17 protein-coding genes, 1 tRNA gene and 1 pseudogene are annotated in these 20,504 nt (G+C 63.0%); 6 read left to right on the top strand and 13 right to left on the bottom strand.

Annotated features, from left to right (window positions below):
- Positions 1–82 precede the first annotated feature (82 nt).
- The 8 genes and pseudogenes from JSV08_00675 to JSV08_00640 all read right to left on the bottom strand — a co-directional run bounded on the left by JSV08_00675 (position 83) and on the right by JSV08_00640 (position 8,884).
- The gene (locus tag JSV08_00675) at positions 83–2,104 is read right to left on the bottom strand and encodes an ankyrin repeat domain-containing protein (protein ID UCF80969.1); all 2,022 of its coding nucleotides are present in this window, start codon (positions 2,102–2,104) and stop codon (positions 83–85) included.
- 117 nt (positions 2,105–2,221) lie between these two features.
- Positions 2,222–3,295: pseudogene (gene rfbB, locus JSV08_00670) on the bottom strand (dTDP-glucose 4,6-dehydratase).
- Positions 3,296–3,388: 93 nt separating this feature from the next.
- A complete protein-coding gene (locus JSV08_00665) occupies positions 3,389–3,898 on the bottom strand; it encodes a hypothetical protein (protein UCF80968.1) in 510 nt (169 codons plus the stop codon).
- A 173-nt stretch (positions 3,899–4,071) separates the two neighbouring features.
- Positions 4,072–4,929 (bottom strand): ABC transporter permease subunit, encoded by an 858-nt coding sequence (locus JSV08_00660; protein UCF80967.1) that lies wholly within the window; start codon positions 4,927–4,929, stop codon positions 4,072–4,074.
- Complete coding sequence (locus JSV08_00655; GenBank protein UCF80966.1) at positions 4,926–5,816, bottom strand: ABC transporter permease; 891 nt, start codon at positions 5,814–5,816, stop codon at positions 4,926–4,928. Before JSV08_00655 ends, JSV08_00660 begins: the two co-directional genes overlap by 4 nt.
- Positions 5,792–6,880 carry an ABC transporter substrate-binding protein gene (locus JSV08_00650; protein ID UCF80965.1) on the bottom strand — a complete coding sequence of 363 codons (1,089 nt, stop codon included), beginning with the start codon at positions 6,878–6,880 and terminating at the stop codon, positions 5,792–5,794. The genes JSV08_00655 and JSV08_00650 overlap by 25 nt, the downstream gene beginning before the upstream one ends.
- 12 nt (positions 6,881–6,892) lie before the next feature.
- Positions 6,893–8,065: an ABC transporter ATP-binding protein gene (locus JSV08_00645; GenBank protein ID UCF80964.1), complete on the bottom strand. Its 1,173-nt coding sequence runs from the start codon at positions 8,063–8,065 to the stop codon at positions 6,893–6,895.
- Positions 8,066–8,176: 111 nt separating this feature from the next.
- Positions 8,177–8,884: a tetratricopeptide repeat protein gene (locus tag JSV08_00640; protein UCF80963.1), complete on the bottom strand. Its 708-nt coding sequence runs from the start codon at positions 8,882–8,884 to the stop codon at positions 8,177–8,179.
- A 398-nt stretch (positions 8,885–9,282) separates the two neighbouring features.
- On the opposite strand from JSV08_00640, the gene JSV08_00635 reads away from it, so the two are divergent.
- Together JSV08_00635 and JSV08_00630 are read left to right on the top strand one after the other, a co-directional pair.
- Positions 9,283–10,278: a hypothetical protein gene (locus JSV08_00635; protein UCF80962.1), complete on the top strand. Its 996-nt coding sequence runs from the start codon at positions 9,283–9,285 to the stop codon at positions 10,276–10,278.
- Positions 10,279–10,335: 57 nt separating this feature from the next.
- On the top strand, positions 10,336–11,718 hold the full coding sequence (locus JSV08_00630) for a hypothetical protein (GenBank protein UCF80961.1): 1,383 nt from the start codon (positions 10,336–10,338) through the stop codon (positions 11,716–11,718).
- Between the two features lie 106 nt (positions 11,719–11,824).
- Here the strand turns inward: JSV08_00630 and JSV08_00625 are convergent, their stop codons facing one another.
- Both JSV08_00625 and JSV08_00620 read right to left on the bottom strand, forming a co-directional pair.
- A complete protein-coding gene (locus JSV08_00625; protein UCF80960.1) occupies positions 11,825–12,346 on the bottom strand; it encodes an NTPase in 522 nt (173 codons plus the stop codon).
- Positions 12,347–12,548: 202 nt separating this feature from the next.
- A tRNA-Leu gene (locus tag JSV08_00620) sits at positions 12,549–12,631 on the bottom strand.
- Between the two features lie 280 nt (positions 12,632–12,911).
- Between JSV08_00620 and lptC the strand changes: the two genes are divergently transcribed.
- Positions 12,912–14,804, top strand: coding sequence for an LPS export ABC transporter periplasmic protein LptC (gene lptC / locus JSV08_00615; GenBank protein UCF80959.1), 1,893 nt, complete (start codon positions 12,912–12,914; stop codon positions 14,802–14,804).
- Complete coding sequence (gene lptB, locus JSV08_00610; protein ID UCF80958.1) at positions 14,689–15,510, top strand: LPS export ABC transporter ATP-binding protein; 822 nt, start codon at positions 14,689–14,691, stop codon at positions 15,508–15,510. The genes lptC and lptB overlap by 116 nt, the downstream gene beginning before the upstream one ends.
- 135 nt (positions 15,511–15,645) lie before the next feature.
- Here lptB and JSV08_00605 read toward each other — a convergent pair whose 3' ends face one another.
- Positions 15,646–16,737 carry a DUF418 domain-containing protein gene (locus JSV08_00605; protein UCF80957.1) on the bottom strand — a complete coding sequence of 364 codons (1,092 nt, stop codon included), beginning with the start codon at positions 16,735–16,737 and terminating at the stop codon, positions 15,646–15,648.
- 52 nt (positions 16,738–16,789) lie between these two features.
- Positions 16,790–17,869, bottom strand: coding sequence for a DUF418 domain-containing protein (locus tag JSV08_00600; GenBank protein UCF80956.1), 1,080 nt, complete (start codon positions 17,867–17,869; stop codon positions 16,790–16,792).
- Between the two features lie 142 nt (positions 17,870–18,011).
- Here JSV08_00600 and JSV08_00595 point away from each other — a divergent pair, with 142 nt between their 5' ends.
- On the top strand, positions 18,012–18,839 hold the full coding sequence (locus JSV08_00595; protein ID UCF80955.1) for a dihydroorotate dehydrogenase electron transfer subunit: 828 nt from the start codon (positions 18,012–18,014) through the stop codon (positions 18,837–18,839).
- Positions 18,830–19,759, top strand: a complete 930-nt coding sequence (locus JSV08_00590) for a dihydroorotate dehydrogenase (GenBank protein UCF80954.1) — start codon at positions 18,830–18,832, stop codon at positions 19,757–19,759. The genes JSV08_00595 and JSV08_00590 overlap by 10 nt, the downstream gene beginning before the upstream one ends.
- 88 nt (positions 19,760–19,847) lie before the next feature.
- Here the strand turns inward: JSV08_00590 and JSV08_00585 are convergent.
- On the bottom strand, positions 19,848–20,504 hold a 657-nt coding region (locus JSV08_00585), incomplete at its 5' end, for a hypothetical protein (GenBank protein UCF80953.1).

Genomic DNA, 20,504 nt, shown 5'->3' with positions numbered 1-20,504 from the left:
GCACGTTAAGAAGCCTTGGTCAATGGTCAAAAGGGACCGTCGACCATTGACCGTCAGCTATTGAACTACTTCGGTCTTCCCGTCATTCCCCTGCTTCGGCCCGTTCGAGGAACTCTACAATCTCAGTGTGGCCGCCTTTTGTCGCCCACATCAGTGCGGTCACGCCGTCATTGTTTTTCGCGTTCATGTTCGCGTCCGCATTAATCAGGGCCTTCACCATCTCGGTGTGGCCTTCCTGTGCTGCGGCCATCAAGGCGGTTTCGCCGTATTTGTCCTTCGCGTTCACGTCCGCGCCCGCTGCAATCAGAGCCTTTACTGCCTCGATGTGGCCCTCGAACGCTGCCCCCATCAGGGCGGTCACGCCGTCTTCGGCCTTCGCGTTAACGTCCGCCCCCGCGGCAATCAGGGCCTCTACAATCCCGGCGTGGCTCTCCTGTGCCGCAGCCATCAGGACGGTCCGGCCGTCTTTGTCTCCCGCATTCACGTCCGCGCCCGCTTCAATCAGGGTCTTCACCGCCTCGATGTGGCCCCCCAATGCCGCCCCCATCAGGGCAGTCCAGCCGTCTTTGGGCTTCACGTTTACGTCGGCACCCGCTCTAAGCAGGGTCTTCGCCGTCTCGGTGCCGCCCATCCATGCCGCAAGCATCAAGGAGGTCACGCCGTCTTCGTTTTCCGCGTTCACGTCCGCTCTTGCCCTTATCAGGGCCTTCACGGCCTCGGTGTGGCCCTTCTCTGCCGCAAACATCAGGGAGGTCTGGCCGTTTTTGTCCTCCGCGTTCACGTCCGCGCCCGCCCTTCTCAAGGCCTTCACAATCCCGGCGTGATTCTCCTGTGCCGCACGCATCAGGGCGGTCACGCCGTCTTTGTCCTCCGCGTTCACGTCCGTGTCCGCCCTTATCAGGGTCCTCACAATCCCGGTGTGGCCCCCCAGCGCCGCAATCATCAGGGCGGTCTTGCCGTCTTTATCCTCCACGTTCACGTCCGCGCCCGCGTCAATTAGAGCCTTTACTGTCTCGGTGTAACCTTCGAATGCCGCCCCCATCAGGGCGGTCGCGCCGTCTTCGGCCTTTGCGTTCACGTCCGCCTCCGCCTCAATCAGGGCCTTTACAATCCCGGTGTGACTCTCCCGTGCTGCAAGCATCAGCGCGGTCACGCCGTCTTCGTTTTCCGCGTTCACGTCCGCGCCGGCATCAATCAGAACCTTCACCGTCCCGGTGTGGCTCTTCCGCGCGGCCCCCATCAGGGCGGTCTGGCCGTCATTGTGTCTTGCGTTCACACCCGCCCCCGCCTCAATCAGGGTTATCACCGTCTCGGCGCCGCCCATCCATGCCGCAAGCATCAAGGGGGTCATGCCGTCTTCGTTTTCCGCGTTCACGTCCGCGCCCGCGTCCATCAGAACCTTCACCGTCGCGGTGTGACTCTCCTGTGCCGCAGCCATCAGGGCGGTCACGCCGTCCTTGTCCTCCGCGTTCACGTCCGCCCCCGCGGCAATCAGGGTCTTCACCATCTCGGTGTGGCCTTCCTGTGCAGCAGCCATCAGGGCGGTCAGGCCGTCTTTGTTCTTCGCGCTCACGTCCGCCCCCGCCTCAAGCAAGGCTTTCGCCATATCTGCGTGGCCCTTCCATGCCGCAAACATCAGGGCGGTCTGGCCGTTTTCATCCTTCGCGTTCACATCCGCGCCCGCATCAATTAGGGCCTTCACCGCAACGGGATAGCCCTTGTATGCCTCCTTCATCAGGGCAACCGCGTGGTCGGTGCGGCTTATTAATAACTCCGATCGCAAAGCGGCCAACGTCGCAAGCATCAGGGCGGTCCGGCCGTCTTTGTCCTTCGCGCTCACATCCGCGCCCGCGTCAATGAGAGCCTCCACCGTTTCCGCATGGCCCCTATCCGCCGCAGCCATCAGGGCGGTCCGGCCGTCTTCGTCCTTCGCGTTCACGTCCATGCCCGCAGCAATCCAGAACTTCACCGCCTTTGTCTGACCAAAATGTGCCGCTGACATCAAGGCGGTCCCGCCCAAGAAATAGGCAACCAAAAAGAAGACCATCAGGAAAACGACCAGAACGAAGCCTGCTGCAATAGCGAGTTTTTTTAATTTCTTCATGGGTTCAGGACCACCTTTCCACGGTTAAGGCTACAACAATCCAACGAGAAGCAACGGGAGCAACAACATAACCATTCTAACGGAAAAATTCATCTTCGTCACCTTTTATACGCCCTATCAAAGGTTCATGCCCCGCCAGCCGTACATCTCTTTAAAATACTTCCGGTAGGCCCCCGACGCGACGTGCTTGATCCAGGAGGAATTTTCCTCGTACCACTCAACGGTCCTCCGCAGCCCCACGGCGAACGACGTCCTAGGCTTCCACCCCAGCTCCCGCTCCGCCTTCCGCACGTCGAGCGCGTAGCGGAAGTCGTGCCCGGGGCGGTCCGCCACGAAGCGCAAGAGCGACTCCGGTTTTCCCATTATGCGCAGCACCCGGCGGGCGACGTCTATGTTGCGGCGCTCGCACCGCCCGCCGATGTTGTAGACGCGCCCCACCCCGCCCTTCCGGAACGCCTTCATGAGCGCCTCGCAGTGGTCCTCCACGTAAAGCCAATCGCGGACGTTCAGCCCACGGCCGTAGACGGGAATTTTTCGATTCTTCGCAAGGCGCGTCACCATCAGGGGAATGAATTTCTCCGGAAACTGGTACGGGCCCTAGTTGTTCGAGGAGCGCGTGATGACGGCCGGAACGCCGTGCGTGTGCACGTAGACCTGGACGAGCAGGTCCGCCGCCGCCTTGCTCGCGGCGTAGGGGCTCCGCGGCGCAAGGGGGCTCTTTTCGGAAAACTTCCCCCGCGGCCCGAGCGAGCCGTAGACCTCGTCGGTCGAGATGTGAAGGAACCGTCGCAGCGCGGGCGCGCGGCGCGCCGCCTCGAGGAGGGCGTGCGTGCCCACCACGTTCGTGCGAAGAAACGGCGCCGCGTCGCGGAGGCTCCGGTCCACGTGGCTTTCCGCCGCGAAGTGGAAGACGGCCCCGACGGGCCGCGGCTTCCAGCGCGCGGCCTTCCATTTTCCCGAAAGCAGGCGCTCCACGAGCGCCCCGTCGCAGACGTCGCCCCGGACGAAGGCGTAGCGCGGCCGCTTCGCCCCAGCCCCCCAGCGCGCCTCGACGTCCTTCAGACTTTCCAGATTGCCCGCGTAGGTGAGCTTATCGAGGTTGACCACGCGATGGGCGCGCGTACGGGCCAGCAAGTGGCGGACGAAATTGGAGCCGATGAAGCCCGCCCCGCCCGTTACGAGAACGTCCATGCGGCGCGCCGCCCCCTCGGCGGCACAAAGCTCCGCCTTAACGAGGCCGGGCCTCGCTCGGATTGGAATGAGGAAGAAATTTCCTTCAGAATGTCAGGCCGCGGCCATCACGGACCGCCGCGGCAATTCGACGTGGCGCAGCGCGCCGAGCAGCCTCAGAAGAATCTGCACGCGCTCCGCGCCCGTCATGTACCTTTCGAACAACCCCTCCAGGCCCTCGAACGGTCCTTCTACAACGCAAACCCGCTCGCCCGCCCGCAGCGGGGGAACGGGAATCTCGATAACGCCCTCGCCGTTTTCGCGCCCGCGAATTTCCTGCACGTCCTCGTCGTCGAGGGCCGCGACCAGCGTCGATTGCGAGAGCGTGTGGCGAACGCCGGGGAACCACCGCATCCGCTCAACGCAGTCGCGGGGCGCAAGCTGAACGAAGACGTAGCCCGGAAAGAGCATCCTGGGCTTTTCGTAGCGCTCCTTCCGCACAAACTTGGGCGCGTAGGACGAGATTTCTTCGGCCTCGAGGCGGGCGGCAACGCGCTCTTCCCACCTCGGCTTCGTCCTAACCACGCACCAGCGGGGCTGTTCGTCACTCAGCGAGACGTACATAAAGTGTCCCTATGCACAAAAAGACATTATAGCCGAAAACGGGGGGCATGCCAAATTACAAGCCCTCACGAATTTCACAGTCCCCCGCCCCCGCGAAGAAGGAAAAAGATTCCGAGAACACATCACTTTAAGTGTCATGTGCTCATCCAAAGTTCAGCGGCGGGAGCGCCCTTCTATCGACGCGAGGAGGAAGGGGCTGCCGGCGGCGGCTCGCCCGGTGCGGCTTGGGGCCTCGCCAGGTACCCCTTCACGAGCCGCGTGACCACGGAGCTCACGACGACGATGAGCAGCGTGACGGCGAGCAGGCACACGGCGGCGACGGCGGCCTTCGGGTCCACGTCGAACCGGATGCCGTCGAACATCCGCTTCGGAAGCGTGATGGCGGACGTTCCGGCGAGGAAGTTGGCGATCACGATCTCGTCCATCGATATCCCGAAGGCCAGGAGATACCCGAGCAGGACGGACGGCCAGAGCTGCGGCAGCACCACGAGGAAGAAGACCGAGGGCGTGGTGGCGCCCAGGCTGCGCGCCGCCCACTCCACCCGTATGTCGATGCCCAGGATTCCCAGGTAGGTCGTCAGGGCGACCGTGGGCAGCGCGAGCACGGCGTGGACCATCGCCATGGCCCACGGCGAGCCGACCCACCCGAGCCGGGAGAACAGGAAATAACACGACGCCGCGAGGGCGATCAAAGGCATGAGCAAAGGAAGCAAGATGCCGATCCCCAGAATTTTCATGGAGCGGAGGTCGCTGCGCACGATGGTCCACGCCGCGGAGACGCCCGCCACCGTGGCCGCGGCCGCGGCCAGGGCCGCCATCCGCAGGCTGAGCGTCAGGGAGCCCAGCCACTCCGGGTCGCTCAGGAATTCCCCGTACCAGCGCAGCGACAGCGCGGGAATCGGAAAGATCCAGAACCGCGAGGAGGAAAGCGACATGGGAACGACCATCAGGGTCGGGACGAGAAGGAAGACGCCGATAAGACAGGCGGCGGCCAGAAGGCACACGTTCGTGGGCGAGCGGCGCAGCGTCATGGCCTGATTCCGCTGAATCTTCTCAGATGGGGATATCCGAGCCAGGCCACCGCCGAGAGCAGGCCGAGCGTGACGACGACCAGAATCACGCTCAGGGCGGCCGCGAGCCCCCAGTTCCCGAACCGCGTGATCTGCTCGTCGATGAGCTGGGAAACCATCAGGTCGGCGGGACCGCCGAGCAGGGCCGGCGTAATGTAGAACCCGAGCGCAAGGAGAAAGACCAGCCCGAACCCGATCACGACGCCCGGCATGGAAAGAGGCAGAATGATTCTCCGAAAGACGGCGGCCGGCCTAGCCCCCAGGCTCTCCGCGGCCCAGAGGATCTGGGGCTCGACCCGGCGAAGGGCGGTCGCAACGCAATATATCGTGAAGGGAAGAAGCACGTGCGTCATGCCGATCACGACCCCCAGCCTGTTGTAGACCAGCGGCAGGGGTTCGCGAACGAAACCGCCCGCTTGCAGAAGCCAATTGACGAGGCCGTTTTTCTGCAAAATCACAATCCACGAAAAGGAGCGGACGAGAATGCTCGTGAGGAAGGGAACGTAGACCATCACGGTGAGCGTGAGCCGCCACGTGCCCTTCGCGCTGCCCAGCACGACGCCCACTGGGTAGCCCAGGAGGGTGCACACCGTCGCGACCAGGAGGCTTATCTTAAGCGAGTTAAGGAAGACACCTTGATAGACGGTGTCCGCGAAAACCTGGCGGTAGTGCTGCAGGCCCGTAGGGTGGCCGGCAAAGCTCCGAACGACGAGCTCCCCTATGGGCAGGAGGAAAAAAAGCAGAAGGAGCAACGCACAGGGAAAGGCGAGAAGAAACAGCCAGGCTTCACCGCCCCTTCTCGCGGCGCCAGCCGCGTCTCCGGTCACTCGATCCGCCAGAGGTCCCAACGGCTCAACACCTCGGCCTCGTTCTCGGCCCACCATGCCGAATCCAGCCAGACCTGTCTTTTCAGATTCTCCTCGGCGGTCGGAAGGTGCACCTTCATCCCGGGCGGAACCATGTCGAGCGCCAGGCGATTCGTGGGGCCGTACGGAATGCGGCGCACCTGGTCCGCCTGGCGCTCCGCCCGAACGGCGAACGCGATGAATTCCATGGCCAACCGGCGGCGTTCCTCGGGCAGGCCCCGCGGAATCACCCACCAGTCGCTGTCCATGATGCCCTGTCCCCACTCCACGGCGATGGGGATGTTTTCCTCATGAACCGCCGACCAGATCCTTCCGTTGTACGCGGAGGTGAGAACCACTTCCTCGTTGGCAAGCAGCTGCGGCGGAACGGCGCCGGCGTCCCACCAGACCGCCACGGAAGGCCTGAGCCTGTCAAGGCTGCGGAACGCGCGCTCGACGTCGAGCGGATAGAGCTCTTCCGGGGCGACGCCGTCGGCCAAAAGCGCGGCTTCCAACGTGAGGTGGGGCCTCTTCTCGAGGCCCCTCCTTCCCGGGAATTTTTCCACGTCCCAGAACTCCGCCCATGTCGCCGGGTGCGGCTTCCCCGGGGGGAATTCTTTCAGGCTGTAGGCGATGATGTTGGAATACACGATGTTCGCGACGCCGTATTCGTGCACCGCCCAAGGCAGGAGCTCATCTTTCGGCACGACCGAATAATCGATGCGCTCCAAGATCCCCTCGTTGGCCCCCCGGTACACGAGGCGGCTCTCCGCGTCCACGACGTCCCACTCCAAATTGCCGGTCTCGACCATGGCCTTGAGCTTGGAGTACTCCCCGGCGTGGGAAACCTCGACGAGGCGCACGTTCCGCTCTTTCTGGAAAGGCTCGAAAAAAGCCGCCCGCTGCGAATCCTGATAGGCCCCGCCGTAGGATGCAATGGTGAGAGTGGGCCCGGCCGCCTCCTCGGTGCCGCAGCCCCCCTGCAAGACCAAACACAAAAGACCCGACAGGACGAGCAGCGACCGCCCGCCGAGTCCCCAACCGTTCTTTCGTATTCGCTTTCTCATGTTCATGTTCATTTATTCGGAATTTTTCGGAATCAGATGCACGGCGGAAGAGGCGAAGCCGGCCCACACGGAAGGCTCCGCCGGCAGGGGCGTCTGGGCCTGGCAGCTTGCAACGATTCGAAGCCCCCCTTCCGTGCGCACGAGCACGCGCTTGTGCCCGCCGTAAAAAGCAATCTCTTCCACGCGGCCGCGCCACCCGGGCTTCCCTCCTTCCGGCGCGTTTTCCGCGGATTGAATGAGAACCTGCTCGGGACGAACGACCGCGAGAAGTCGACGGCCGCCTTCCTTCGGAACGGCGTCGCCGGGCACCACCGCGGACTGTCCGCCGGGGAGCTCAAGCAATGCGGTGTCCCCGCCGCGGTCCGTCACGGTGGCGGGAATGAAGTTCGCCTCCCCGAGCGATTTTGCCACGTACGCGGTATTCGGCCGATAGTACAGATCCGCCGGCGCGCCCACCTGCACGATTTCGCCGGCATGCAGCACGGCAATCCGGTCGGAGAGACGAAGCGCCTCGTCGCGGTTGTGCGTCACGTAGCAGACCGTCAGCCTGTACTCCCGATGAATTTTCTTAATTTCTTTTTGAAGCTCCTCCCTCAGGGGAGGGTCCAGGGAGCCGAGCGGCTCGTCCATCAGGAGCACCTTGGGAGGATGCACGAGAACCCTCGCGAGGGCGACGCGCTGCTGCTCGCCTCCGCTCAGCGTGTGGGGCCTGCGCTCCGAGAAGGCCGAAAGGCCCACGCGGTCCAGCATCGCCTCGGCGCGCTTGCGGGCCTCCGTCCGCGAGACCCCATGCATCCGCAGCGGGAACATGACGTTGCCCGCAACGCTCAGGTGGGGAAATAGGCCCAGATTCTGAAAGACAATCCCCATGGCTCGCCGATGCGGCGGCAGGGGCGCGACGTCTTCGCCGTCGAGAAACAAGCGGCCGCCCGTTGGTTTCACGAAACCCGCGATCATCAGCAGCAAGGTGGTTTTTCCTGACCCGCTCGGCCCGAGCACCGTAAAGAATTCCCCCGGCAGGATTTCGATGGAAAGCCGGCGGATGACCGTCGTTTCGCCGTGAACTTTGCTGAGGTCCTTGGCCTCAAGCCGGCCCGCCGCGGGAGCCCCGGCAGCGCCGCCTTGCCCGGGAAAGCTCGCCCCGCCCCGTATTTCCGGACTTCTTCGCGTGCCCGTATTTTCCATATCTTGCCAAGAAACCTTCGAAAAAGCCGCCCCTTGTGTTCCCGGGACCCGCCCCGGCGCTTCGTCACCCGGCCATTGGCTGAAAACAGCTAAGTAAGAAAGAAAGCGGGCCTAGGATGCAGGCTCGACCTCGCCCATGATCTCGCCCACGGTCCCAACCATGGTCTCGCGCAGAGCGTCAAACTCATCGGAAACCTGACTTCGCATGGCGGAAGCCGGATACTCGTTCAGGAAGATGGTGTATTGCTCCTCGGCCTCGCTCAGGCGGCCTGCTTCCCTGAATACGCGCGCCCGCGCAACGATAAGCAAATCGGTCGTAAAAAAGCCCTGCTCGGTTTCCATAAGCCGGGTTAGGATCTCATCGGCTTCGTCGTAACGCTCGCTGGAGGCGTACAGGAGCGCCAATTTGTACGACGCGAGCTGCCCCAAATCATCGGGGCGGTCCGCCATTTCCTCCAACGTAGGAAGCGCGCCCTCTTCGTCCCACGCTTCCAGCCGATGGTGCATCATGTACCAGCGCGCCACCTGGGCCGCGTCCGAGCGCGGATAGCGGTTGAGCACCGTCTGCCAGCGCTCCAGAATCGCTTCGGGCGGTTCGTCGTTTTCTTGGGCGCGAAACGCCTCGTACACCAGGAAGGACGCCTTGTTTTCGCGGCTCTGCCAGTACACGTAGACGCCGTACACGGCAAGGGCAACGAGCAAGACCGCCGCGAGGGGGTAGAACCAGCGCTCGGCGTTTTCCGAAAGGTAGACATAGGCGCGGTCCACCGCCGTGTAGAATTCGTCTTCGCGGACGTCTTTTTTGTGCAGCCGGGCCATAGAAGGAGACTATCCTATAAGGCCGCGAGAGGCAAGTCAAGAGAAACGGAGAGGCCGCGCCCGGCGGATCGGGCGCGGAGCGCAATGCCCGATCGGCCGGCCCGCTACTGGGCCTTGTCCTCAATCAAGTGGTGTAATCGTCCCCATAAAGCGGCCAGAAACCACTATCAACGCCGTGGCGGGGCACTGCAAGTAAGTGCCTTTTAAGAAGTTTTCCTAACTTGAATTCAAGGAGATGCTTGATTATTATAGTAAAAATAGCTCCTGGGAAAAAACTGAGCCAATGCTCAAGAAACCAACTGCCCTCTTACTTTTTCTGGCTGCCCTGGCGTCGTGGGGTGTGGCAAAGGAGAAGTGAAGCGAGGATACGCTTTTAACTCACTCAGGAGAAAAGACTCATGAAAAATTTATTTTCACTGTTTCTAATCGCAACGCTCTGTTTTCCCGTGCTTTCTGCACAGCAGACGGAAGAAACCGAGCTGCAGCCTAAGGACGCGGACGACGCGCCAATAGTGATTCCGGAAGCTGCCGAGCCTTCCCCTCAAGAGGAAGCTGCAGAGCCAACAACAATAAAAATTACTCTTCCAGTGGACATGACGTTTGATGTTGAGCTGATGGAGCACCTCAACGCAAAATACAACGCTCCGGACCAGAGAATCCAATTTCGCGTTGCCAAAGACGTGCTTGTAGGAGATCACGTTGCCATCTCTAAGGGAACATACGTAACCGGCCGCTTTATATCTGCTAAAACAAACAAGCGTGGGGGAAAAGGAGGAAGCATAGACTTTCAAGTAGAGGAAACTCGAGCCGTGGACGGCACCGTGGTGCCGCTGGAAGGCCTGATCAGGGAATTAGGAAAACAGAAATCGGGAACAGCCGCGGGAATCATGTTCGGAGTTGGTGGGTCTGGTTTCAAAAAGGGAGGCCAAGGCTTTGCCCAAAAAGGGGCTCCTTACCAGGCCACAGTCCACAACGATACCGTGATAACTTTGGAAGATAAAGCGCAGGAAGCGGAAAGCGACGAAGAAGGCGAAGAAATTGCTGAAGCGGATTTCGAGTGCGCGGAAAAAGAAATTTATCTCAACCTAGGTAAAGAGACCCCCCTTTCCCCGATGATTGTGACTCTTAAGCCCGGAGATCGGAACCCAGAAACCATCAAAAGGACAGTGCTTTATCAAGTCAACGACTACATCCTTGATCCTTCTAGACCAGTTCTTGCAAAGGGTCAAGAAGAACAGGAGGATGGCTCTTTGGCACTCCAGTTTGACGGCTGGGACGTATTGCGATTCCTTCCAAATGGTCCGTCCACGCTGGTGTTTCGCTCCGAAGCAACTGGCGGAGAAATTTTTCAGGGAAGCGACTCGGTGACGCTGGACCTCAAAGCGAAGAAATAATGCGCCTAGAAAACGCAATACGGAAAACACAGCCACTACAATTTGGAGGTAAATTTGATGATGAACAAGCAGAGTAAAGTAACCCCTATCAAATGTTTCGTCCTAGGTTTCTTTGTATCCTTGGTTGCACCTCTTTTTGTCTCCGTCTTCGGAGCAGTGAAGCACGATGAGATGGTGTACGGTGAACCAAAGGACGATATGGCGCTTGTATATTTCATCCGCTCCGGCCATTTCACGGGGAGCGCACGCACCCTGTTTCTCTATGCCGATGACACGTTCCTGGGAACGCTCGACAACAAGTCGTACAGTTTTGCCTATGTCGAGCCCGGCAATCATCTTTTCTGGACGAACTGGACCCGTATCTCGAAGGAAATGGAGCTGGTGGCCGGAGTGACCTACTATCTCGATGTCTGGATGAAGATTTCCATTGTGGACAAAGTGCAGGGGAAGGCGCTGATCTCCCAGCAGGGTCGCTACGTGACGCCGACGGATAGAGAGATGGCAACCTCGGCAAGGCATATTGAGAAGCGCTACGGAAGAGCCCAGAAACGAGATGCAAAGAAAGAGAAGGCGGAGATCGAGACCGTTGCTACGGTGAAAAAACCGGATGATACGGAAGGGATGGTGAAGATTCCCGGAGCCACGAAGATCCGGCTCGAGCTCCTGGAGAACGTTTCGTCCTACTACAACGAAACCGGGGGTACGGTATGGTTCAAGGTGGCGAAGGACCATGCGGTCGGAGGCCGGCCCTACCTGCGCAAAGGGTTGAGATTCTCGGGCACGATACGCCAGGCGCAGCGCGCCAAGGCTTACGGAGCGGGGGGCGAGGTCGACGTGGTCATTCCGGCGATCTATACGCCTGAGGGTGGTGTGCTTCCTCTCGTTGCCCAGATCGCGACCGCCGGGGATGACGAAACCGATACCGCGACGGCCGTGGTGGCGGCCGGGGGGGCCATTGCGGGAGCGTTCGTCAAGGGGAAGGAGTCTTACCACCTTGTAGGCGAGATCCTGGAGGTGCGGGTGCGTGAGGATGCCTGGGTGCCGGAGGCGGCCACATCCGAAGAGAGTGACGACGAAAGCTCCGACGGCACTGCGCCGGAGACACTGGAGGCAAGTGTCCAGTCGCCGGTGACCTTTAAACCCCAAGGTCGTCGTACACTCAAGGACATCCAAATCGAAATCACTGCCGCCGACGGACTCGGCGAGGTCGAGGTGTACGCCGTCGGGGATCTAGAATTGCCCGAGCCGGTGAAGCCGATCGAGCTCGACCGCTCCAACGGAACCACCTCGTGCGTCTTCAATGGGTGGAGTCTCATTCGATACATGCGGACGGACGCTGAAAACGCGGAGGTTCTCGTCAAGGTTCGCGGAAACCTCAAGAATGGTGTGCATTTTGTTAGCGAGGCGGCTGTCACGTTCTCCGTGGATCACGGAAAGTAAGCTGTCGGGTTCCAATCCTGCGGCGGAAGCATCTCTAAAATAGCTCAGCCGATTGAGGTTCTGGAATTGTGACCGAAAAAAACAAGCTCGCTTTGAGAAAATTTTTCTAACTTTCCAACCCCAGCCGGGCGAGCACCTCTTGCGCCAGCGAATCCCGATTCTCAACGGTAACGCGAAGCACTTCCACGTCCTTCCTTCTCTTGATGTCCTCGAGGAACGGCTCCTTCCTCTGCTGCATCGTGGCGACCACCCGTTTGGAAGAATCCAGGGCCTCCTTCACGGCCCCGCGGAATTTTTCGGAAAAGAGCTCCATCTTGGCGACCTCATCGATCACCGCGGTCGGGCAGCTCTCAAGCGCCTTTCGGACGGCGGCCACGGCAATGCCGTCGAGGTCCTTCACGTTGACCCTGTATTTTCCGACCCGATGGGGGCTTTTTGCGTCGATATGGGCAAGCACCCCGCTCTCGCCGAACGTCGTCGTGATGTCGAAGCCCACCCGCCTGCCGTCCCGCCGGATTTCGCCCGTGTAGAAACCGCCGGCCCGGCTCCCGAGGCGGGCGAGAAGCTTCTTCACGAGCGTGGTCTTGCCGACACCTGGCTTGCCGACGAGGATAATATTCTTGGCCATTTCGAAAGATTGTTTTCGAGGTTCTCCTATCGCTTCCTGAACGCAACATCCTACGTGCTTGCAGTGTTCGCATCAAGGCGAAGCCGGCCGGCCGAAGCAGAGACCGAGGGCCGAAAGCCTCAAAACCTCTATTTGCAATAGATGACGAGTGTCAGCGCACTTGTGGTGCCGAAGGGGGCCCGCCCTCCGAAGGCATCGAAAATGCCGAAGGGGGGACTCGAACCCCCACGGGTTACCCCACACGCCCCTCAAACGTGCGCGTCTACCAAATTCCGCCACTTCGGCGAGCTTGCAAAAAAAGTATAACGGCCGTCGCGGAAGGTGTCAACGTACGACGCGCGCCTCGCGCCCCCCCCTGCCCTGCCCTCACCCGGCCCGGCGTTGGCAAGTTTCCGTAAGTTATGGGATAATATAGAGTTTCTAGGACGGAGCACTGACTCAGCGAGGAGAGGCATGCCGCGCTCGCCTTTCCCGCCGATTCAGCGTGTGGCTGAAATGTAATAACCGTTGCATGGTTCCCGGCCGGGGCGCCTGGAACACGTATAGAACGAAAACACGATGTACGATGAACCGTAGGAAGAGAAACGTCGCGTTGGCCCTCATGGGGCTGGGGGGAGTGTTCATCATAATCATGGTGTTCATGTGGCAGAAGGGGCGGCCGATCTCCGCCCTTAGTCGAGTTTCCATAGACGCCGTGTTTTCCATGCTGGGGCGCGACGCCGCGGCCGAGGGCACGGAATTCTCCCATACGCGGACCCAGGGGGGCCGGAAGGTATTCCGCATCGAGTCCCGCCGCGTCGCCGATTTTCTGAACGGCGTGCGCAGCCTCGAAGAGGTTTCCGCCACGCTGTACGACGATGAGGGAGAACTCTACGTCACGAGCGAAAGAGCCGATTACGACGCGCGCAGCGGCGACCTGACCCTTCTGGGGGACGTGACGCTCCGGGACGACCGGGGGCTTGAGGTGCAAACCGAAGAGCTCCGCTACGACGACAAGGAGCAAGCGGCCTCCACCCCCAGCCCCGTGCGTTTTCGCAGAAGCACGCTTCAAGGCACGGGGCGGCACCTGCACTACAGCGTGGCGGACGGCATGCTGATCCTCGAGGGGCGGGTGGGGGCGGACGCCCTACAAGAGGACGAGCCTCCCGACCAGGCCACCCGCATTCTCCTGCAGGCGGAGCGCCTGGAGTACGACCGCGCCAGGAACCGCGTCGTGCTGCGCGGCGGCGCCGCTCCGGACGACAACGGCGAGGACGAGGAGGCGTGGAAGCGCGCCTGCGTCTTTCTCGAAAGCCTTCCCTCGGAGGCCGACGCCACGCACTACCGGGTATGGGCGCCCGTGATGACGGCGTACTTCGCGGGCGAGGCGCTCGACCGCATCGCGGCGCGCGGCGACGTGCAGGTGGAGACGCAGACCGGCCTTCCCGACGACCCTCTCTCTACGCTGCGAAGCGAGCGCCTCCTGGCCCGCTACGACGCCCCTTCGGCGCGGTTCTCCAGCCTCGAGTTCTCCGGCCACACCGCGTTCCGGCGCGAGAACGCCGTGGCCTACGCGGACAAGATACGGTACGAGGTGGCGGAAGATGCGCTCGAGCTTTCGGGCAACGCCGAGGTCCAGTCGCCGTCCTACATCCTCCGAAGCGAGCACATGGTATTCCACCAAAGCGAGGGGCGCCTGGAAGGCCGGGGAACCGTGCAGGCCGTCTCGCGAAGCCCGGAGCCCGGCCGGGAAGATCCCCTGCCGGCCCTGCGCTTTCCCTTCCAGAGCGAAGAGCCGGTCTACGTCTATGCCGACGAGGTCACCATGTGGCAGGAGGAAGAACACGCGGAGTTTCGCCGCTCGGCCGTGATGCGCCACGGCGAGGACACGATTACCGCGTCCGTCCTCCACTTCTATCTCAAGGAAAGCGTGCTCCAGGCCGACGACCACGTCATGACGCGGCTTCTCACGGTGGACGACGAGCGCGCGCCGACGATGGTGACCTCCCAGTCGCTCCGATACGAGGACGCGGAGCGCGTGGCCGTCTACCGGGGTGGAGCGCAGCTCATGCGGCGGGACGTGTCGCTTCGTTCCGAGGACCTTTACGCGTACTTCAGCGAGAGCGGGCAGACGGACGAGACACGCATCGAGCGCCTCATGGCGCGCGGGAACGTAATTCTCGAAAGCCCCGGCCGGCGTGGGAGCGGCGACTGGGCCGAATACCTGATGGGCCGCGAGGAGGCCACTCTTGGGGGGGAGCGTGAAATCGAGATTCGCGAGCTCGAGACGGGGCGCGTCGCCAGGGGCCGCGTGCTCACCTACAGCCTCAAGGGGGACACGCTCGGGGTTTATACCGACGCGCATGGCCGCACCGTCTCGACCTCGAAGGCCGCCGAGCCGCCGCCTGAGACCGAGCCGACGACCGCCTCGGCGGCGGCCGACATCGACATGGAGTCTTCCCGTGAAGCTGCGTACTGAGAGCATCTTCAAGTCATACAACCACCGCTCCGTGGTACAGGACGTCTCGCTCGAGATTGCTCCGGCGGAGGTGGTGGGGCTTCTCGGTCCCAACGGCGCGGGGAAAACCACCCTCTTCTCCATAGTCGTGGGCCTGGTCTATCCCGAGGGCGGAAAAGTTTTCCTGGGCGAGGAGGACATTACGCACGAGCCGATGTACATCCGCGCGCGCAAGGGCATCGGCTACCTCCCGCAGGAACCTTCGGTGTTCCGGAGGATGACGGTGCGCGAGAACCTTCTCGCCATCTTGGAAACGCTGCCGCTCGAGGAGGAGGAGCGCGACGAGCGGACCGAGACGCTCCTGGAAGAGTTTTCCCTCACGGAGCGCGCTGACCAGAAGGCTTACACGCTGAGCGGGGGCGAGCGCCGCCGCCTCGAGATCGCGCGGGGCCTGCTGCTCTCGCCGAAATTCCTGTTGCTCGACGAGCCGTTCTCCGGCATCGACCCCATTGCCGTGCTGGAGATTCAGAAAATCATCGCCCGCCTCAAGGAGCGCGGGATCGGCGTCCTCCTCACCGACCACAACGTGCGCGAGACCCTGCGCATCACCGACCGCGCCTACATCCTGAGCCAGGGCGAGATCTTCCAGGCGGACACGCCGGAGCGCCTGGTGGCCGACCCCGAGGTGCGGCGCATCTACCTCGGCGACGACTTCAAGCTCCACTGAGCAGAGCGCTTTCAAGGGTAACGCCCGAGGGGGGCGGCGGGCCAAAGCACGGCGTGTTGTAGCCAGGAACCAGGGAATAGGGATTAGTAAGAATTCCTTTCGCTAACCCCTAACGGCTAATCCCTAATCCCTTCCCTAACTCCGAGTCACCTTCCGCATGAACCACTCCAGGGGGCCTTTTTCATACCGTTGTCTCCACGCGTACGCGAACAGGACCGCGCACGCGCAGAAGACGGCCGCGCTCGCCAGGGCGAAAGGCAGGGACTGTTTTCCCAGGAGCCCGAGGGCGTTCAAGGTGCTTACGCCGATGAAGACGTGGCCTATGTACAGCGTGAGGGCCAGCTGCCCGGTCGCGACCATGGGGGAAAGCAGCTTCGACGAGGGATGACTCCGGGCGAACGCCACGCAGAGCGTGATGACGGTCACGGCCGTTCCTCCGCCCGCGAGCATGTAGAGCGGCAACGGGGGCATGGACCAGGTGCCGACCATGACCTCGATGTAGATTTTTTCCATTTCGGTCGCGCCGGCCGTTAAGCGGTGCACGAGGAAGGACGAGACCGCTTCGGTGGCCAGGGCGACGGACGCCGCCCGCACCAGGATCCGTTTGCGCACGACGGGGTCGAACAGGTCCTGCCTCCCGAGCCACATGCCGACCAGCAGGAAGGCCAGCCAGGGGATCACGGGGGTGAACCCGTTGTAGAACAGGTTCATGAGAAGACCCTTCGGCGTCCAGAAGCCGTGATAGAACATCGACTCCCACTCCCAGCCGGACTCGTAATTGAAGAGGCCCATGAGCGGGAGGTACACGGCCACGAGCACGGCCGCGATGCGCCACAGCGCGCGGCCCGAGGCCGCGAGCAGGAACGCCCCCACGGCCATGTAGACCCCGTAGCAGTGCAGGATGTCGGCCTGCCAGACGGTGGCGTAGGCGTACCCGACGACGAAGAGAAACAGCGCGCGCCGGAGCAGCCTGTTCCGCGTCTGGAGCATGGCTTGGACGTCGCCGGCCTCCCGCGCGCGGCGCGACATCAGCGAAATTCCCACGCCGGCGAGAACGACGAACGTCGCGGCCGCCCGGCCGTCGATACGGTCCGCCAGCCACGCAAGCCAGGCCGGGCCGACCCCGTAGGCGTCCATGACCCACCTGAAATGCGCCACCACCATCCCCATGATCGCGAGCGCCCGGGCGAGGTCGTAGCCGGCTATGCGTGATGCGGGAGTTTTCATCGGGTGACGCCGCTTGTTGTGTCGGGGAAAAGCATATTCGTTTCCAAAGAGTCTATCCCGTCACCTTCCGCATGAACCATTCCAGGGGGCCCCTTTCGTACCGTTGTCTCCACGCGTAGGCGAACAGGACCGCGAGGGCGCAGAAGACGAGCGCGCACCCGAGGGCGAACGGCAGGGGCTGTTTTTTCAGGAGCCCGACGGCGTTCAGGGCGCCCAGGCCCACGACGACGTGGCCGACGTACAGCGTGAGGGCCAGCTGCCCGGCCGCGACCATGGGGGCGAGCAGCTTCGACGAGGGGTGACTCCGGGCGAACGCCACGCAGAGCGTGATGACGGCGATGGCCGTTCCTCCGCCCGCGAGCATGTAGAGCGGCAACGGGGGCATGGACCAGGTGCCGAACACGGCGATGACCTCATAGTCCTCCGGGCCGGTCGCGAAGCTGTGCACGAGGAGGGACGAGACCGCCTCGGCGGCGAGGGCGACGGACGCGGCACGCACCAGGATCCGCCTGCGCACCGCCGGATTGAATAAGTCCTGCCTCCCGAGCCACATGCCGACCAGCAGGAAGGCCAGCCAGGGGATCACGGGGCTTACCCCGTTGAAGAACAGGTGCATGACGAGCCCCTTCGGCGTCCAGAAGCCGTGATAGTACAGCGTCTCCCAGTCCCAGCCGTAGTCGTAATCGAGAACGAAAACGAGCGGGACGTACCCGACCGTGAGCGCGCCCGCGATGCGCCAGAGCACCCGGCCCGGGGCCGCGAGCAGGAACGCCCCGGCCGCCAGGAAGACCCCGTAGAAGTGCAGGATGTCGCCCTGCCAGATGGGGGCGTAGGCGTACCCGACGACGAAGAGGAACAGCGCGCGCCGGAGCAGCCTGTTTCTTGTGCGGAGCAGGGCCTGCGCGTCGCCTTCCTCCCTCGCGCGCCGCGACATCAGGGAAATTCCCACGCCCGCAAGAACGACGAACGTCGCGGCCGCCCGGCCGTCGATGAGGTTCGCCAGCCACGCGAGCCAGTCCGGGCCGACCTCGTAGGCGTCCATCTTCAACCGGAAATGCACCGCCACCATGCCCATGATGGCGAGCGCCCGGGCGAGGTCGTAGCCCGCTATGCGTGATGCGGGCGTTTTCATCGGGCGACGCCGCTTGTTGTGTCGGGGAAAAGCATACTCGTATCCGTGCGACAGTCTACCACCGCCCCCCCGGGGGAAGGCAAGGTTTTTCCCTTCCCGGGCGCCTTGCCTATCCCCCTGGCCCCTGCTATATTGAGGCGCAATGGCAAGCGCGCCCTCTCCTGAAAAATCTCTCCCCGCTCTTCCCCGCGACGAGAGGGCCAAGGTTCTGGAAGTGTTCGATCTGGGGGCGGACGATTTCATACTATCTCTCGAAAGCCCCTACATCGCGCGGAACGCCCGCCCGGGGCAGTTCGCCATGCTGCGCGCCGGCGACGGGGTCTCCCCCCTGGTGCGCCGCCCAATAAGCTTCTGGAACGCGCAGGAGGAGGACGGGCGCGTCGAGTTCCTGATAAGCGCCATCGGCCCCGCGACGAGGCTGTTCCAGCGGGCGAAACCGGGCCAGACGCTCGACGTGCTGGGACCGCTCGGGAGGGGTTTCGACCTCGATTTTCCAGAGAGTGTCCGGCGCGTCGTGATAGTGGGGGGCAGCAGCGGCGTCGCGCCCTTCTACTTCGCGGCCCGCGTCATAAAGGAAAGCTCCGCCCTCTCCGTCCACCTCTTCTACGGCTGCAGCACGCGGAGCCACATTCACCTCGAAGAATTCGCCCGCCTGGGCCTCGACCTTCACCCGGTCACGGAGGACGGCACGCTGGGCGAGCGGGGGCTCGTCACGGAGCCCTTCGAAAAGTTCGTCGACCGCTACGGCGAGGAGTGCGCCGTTCTCTCGTGCGGCTCGACGCCCATGATGCAGGCCGTGGACGACCTGTGCCGCAAGAGGCGGATTCCCGTGCAGTACATGCTCGGCGACTACATGGGCTGCGGCATCGGCGTCTGCCTTTCCTGCGTCATGAAGGCGCCCGACGGCCGCTACATCCTGGCCTGCCGGGACGGGGCGGTGCTCCGGGGAGGGGAGTTCCTGTGGGAGTAGACCTCTCCGTCGAGATCGCGGGCGTCCGCTTCAAGAACCCCGTCCTTCTCGCGAGCGGCACGTGCGGGTACGGCGTCGAGCTGGAAAATTTCCTCGACCTTGGCGCCGTGGGCGGCGTGTGTGTGAAAGGCCTTTCACTCGAGCCGTGCGAAGGCGCGCCCCCTCCGCGCATGGTCGAGACGCCCGCGGGCATGCTGAACGCCATCGGCCTGCAGAACGTCGGCGTCGAGGTTTTTCTCGAAGAGAAGCTGCCGCGCCTTAAAGAACACGACACCGTCGTAGTGGCGAACGTCTGGGGCACGACGGTCGAGGAGTACGCCGCCGTGGCGCGGGCGCTCGACGGCGCCGAGGGCGTCGCCATGCTGGAGCTGAACGTCTCGTGTCCCAACATCAAGCGCGGCGGCATGGCGTTCGGCGTCGACCCGGTGCTCCTCAAGGAGGTCACGGCAGCCGCGGTGGAGGCGACAAGCAAACCCGTCGCCGTGAAGCTCACGCCGAACGTCACGGACGTCACCGTCCCTGCCGGGGCCGCCGTCGAGGGCGGCGCGGCCGCCCTTTCGCTCATCAACACGCTCCTCGGCATGGCGGTGGACGTCGAGCTGAAGGAGCCCGCCCTCGCCTACGGCACGGGAGGGCTTTCCGGCCCCGCCATACGGCCCGTCGCCGTGCGGATGGTCTATCAGACGGCGCGGGCGCTCCCCGACGTGCCCATAATGGGCGTGGGGGGGATCGCCTCGGTGCGGGACGTCGTGGAATTCCTCCTCGTCGGCGCCACGGCCGTCCAGGTGGGGACCATGACGTTCGTGGAGCCCGGGATCGCCGGGCGGCTCGTCAGGGAGCTTCGAGAGTACTGCGAGGAGGAGGAAATCTCCTCAGTGCGCGAGCTCACGGGCGGGCTTGAGCGTGGGGAAGAGCCCTAAGGAGATTCTTGCCCCGGCAATGTCGGGGTAACCCCCTTCAAACCACTACGTGAAAGATTAACCAGCCCCGAACGGGTTGGCCCCTTGCTTACGGGCAGGGCCCCGGCGCGGGCCACACACCTACAGTATTGCGCTCAATGCCCGCGCTGTCGGTGCCGCAGCTTGATTCGCCGGAGGCGTTCGCCGCCGAAACCACCACCCACCGGTCGCCCAGCCCGAGGGAATAGTTAAGCCGCACCGTCGCGCCCAAGTCCACGACGTCCGCCGCCCCCCACAGGCACCCCTGCGAAGGCGTCCCGTACCACGTGCCGATGGCCTCTTCGTAGACGACGTAGCCCGTCTCGTTTTCCACGTCCTCGACGATGATCTGGTCGGCGTCGGTGGTTGGGATGATCAAAGGGTCAAGCGCGCCGGGCGGGGAGGGTTCGGAGGGCGCGCCGCCGCACGTCGCCGGGCTGCATCCGCCTATCCCGTCCACCACCACGTTGTCCACGGCCCAGTACCAGTCCCAATTGCCCTCGTAACGCCAGCCAAACTGGCAGTCCGCCGCCCCCGCGCACTCCGCCGTCGCGTCCAGCGTTATGGTCTCAACGCCCGTATCGTCGTTTTCATCCCATTGAATGAGGTCGCTCCACACACCTCCCGTCAGCGCGCTCCTCACCCTCACCGTCCCAAAATCGTCGTTCACACCGTCGGTTGCATAGCCTTTGAAATAGTGGTCGAACCGGAGTGTCACGGTGCTCGC

The sequence above is a fragment of the Acidobacteriota bacterium genome (genome assembly GCA_020349885.1).
Classification (GTDB): Bacteria; Acidobacteriota.
This window is presented reverse-complemented; position numbering and strand designations above follow the sequence as displayed.

What these genes read in the sequence shown, in the direction of transcription:
- JSV08_00660 (UCF80967.1), bottom strand. Translation starts at nt 4,929, where the DNA reads ATGACGCTGCGCCGCTCGCCCACGAACGTGTGCCTTCTGGCCGCCGCC.
- JSV08_00665 (UCF80968.1), bottom strand. Translation starts at nt 3,898, where the DNA reads ATGTACGTCTCGCTGAGTGACGAACAGCCCCGCTGGTGCGTGGTTAGG.
- JSV08_00600 (UCF80956.1), bottom strand. Translation starts at nt 17,869, where the DNA reads ATGAAAACGCCCGCATCACGCATAGCGGGCTACGACCTCGCCCGGGCG.
- lptB (UCF80958.1), top strand. Translation starts at nt 14,689, where the DNA reads ATGGCCGCACCGTCTCGACCTCGAAGGCCGCCGAGCCGCCGCCTGAGA.
- JSV08_00625 (UCF80960.1), bottom strand. Translation starts at nt 12,346, where the DNA reads ATGGCCAAGAATATTATCCTCGTCGGCAAGCCAGGTGTCGGCAAGACC.
- JSV08_00645 (UCF80964.1), bottom strand. Translation starts at nt 8,065, where the DNA reads ATGGAAAATACGGGCACGCGAAGAAGTCCGGAAATACGGGGCGGGGCG.
- lptC (UCF80959.1), top strand. Translation starts at nt 12,912, where the DNA reads ATGAACCGTAGGAAGAGAAACGTCGCGTTGGCCCTCATGGGGCTGGGG.
- JSV08_00650 (UCF80965.1), bottom strand. Translation starts at nt 6,880, where the DNA reads ATGAGAAAGCGAATACGAAAGAACGGTTGGGGACTCGGCGGGCGGTCG.
- JSV08_00635 (UCF80962.1), top strand. Translation starts at nt 9,283, where the DNA reads ATGAAAAATTTATTTTCACTGTTTCTAATCGCAACGCTCTGTTTTCCC.
- JSV08_00595 (UCF80955.1), top strand. Translation starts at nt 18,012, where the DNA reads ATGGCAAGCGCGCCCTCTCCTGAAAAATCTCTCCCCGCTCTTCCCCGC.
- JSV08_00630 (UCF80961.1), top strand. Translation starts at nt 10,336, where the DNA reads ATGATGAACAAGCAGAGTAAAGTAACCCCTATCAAATGTTTCGTCCTA.
- JSV08_00605 (UCF80957.1), bottom strand. Translation starts at nt 16,737, where the DNA reads ATGAAAACTCCCGCATCACGCATAGCCGGCTACGACCTCGCCCGGGCG.
- JSV08_00640 (UCF80963.1), bottom strand. Translation starts at nt 8,884, where the DNA reads ATGGCCCGGCTGCACAAAAAAGACGTCCGCGAAGACGAATTCTACACG.
- JSV08_00675 (UCF80969.1), bottom strand. Translation starts at nt 2,104, where the DNA reads ATGAAGAAATTAAAAAAACTCGCTATTGCAGCAGGCTTCGTTCTGGTC.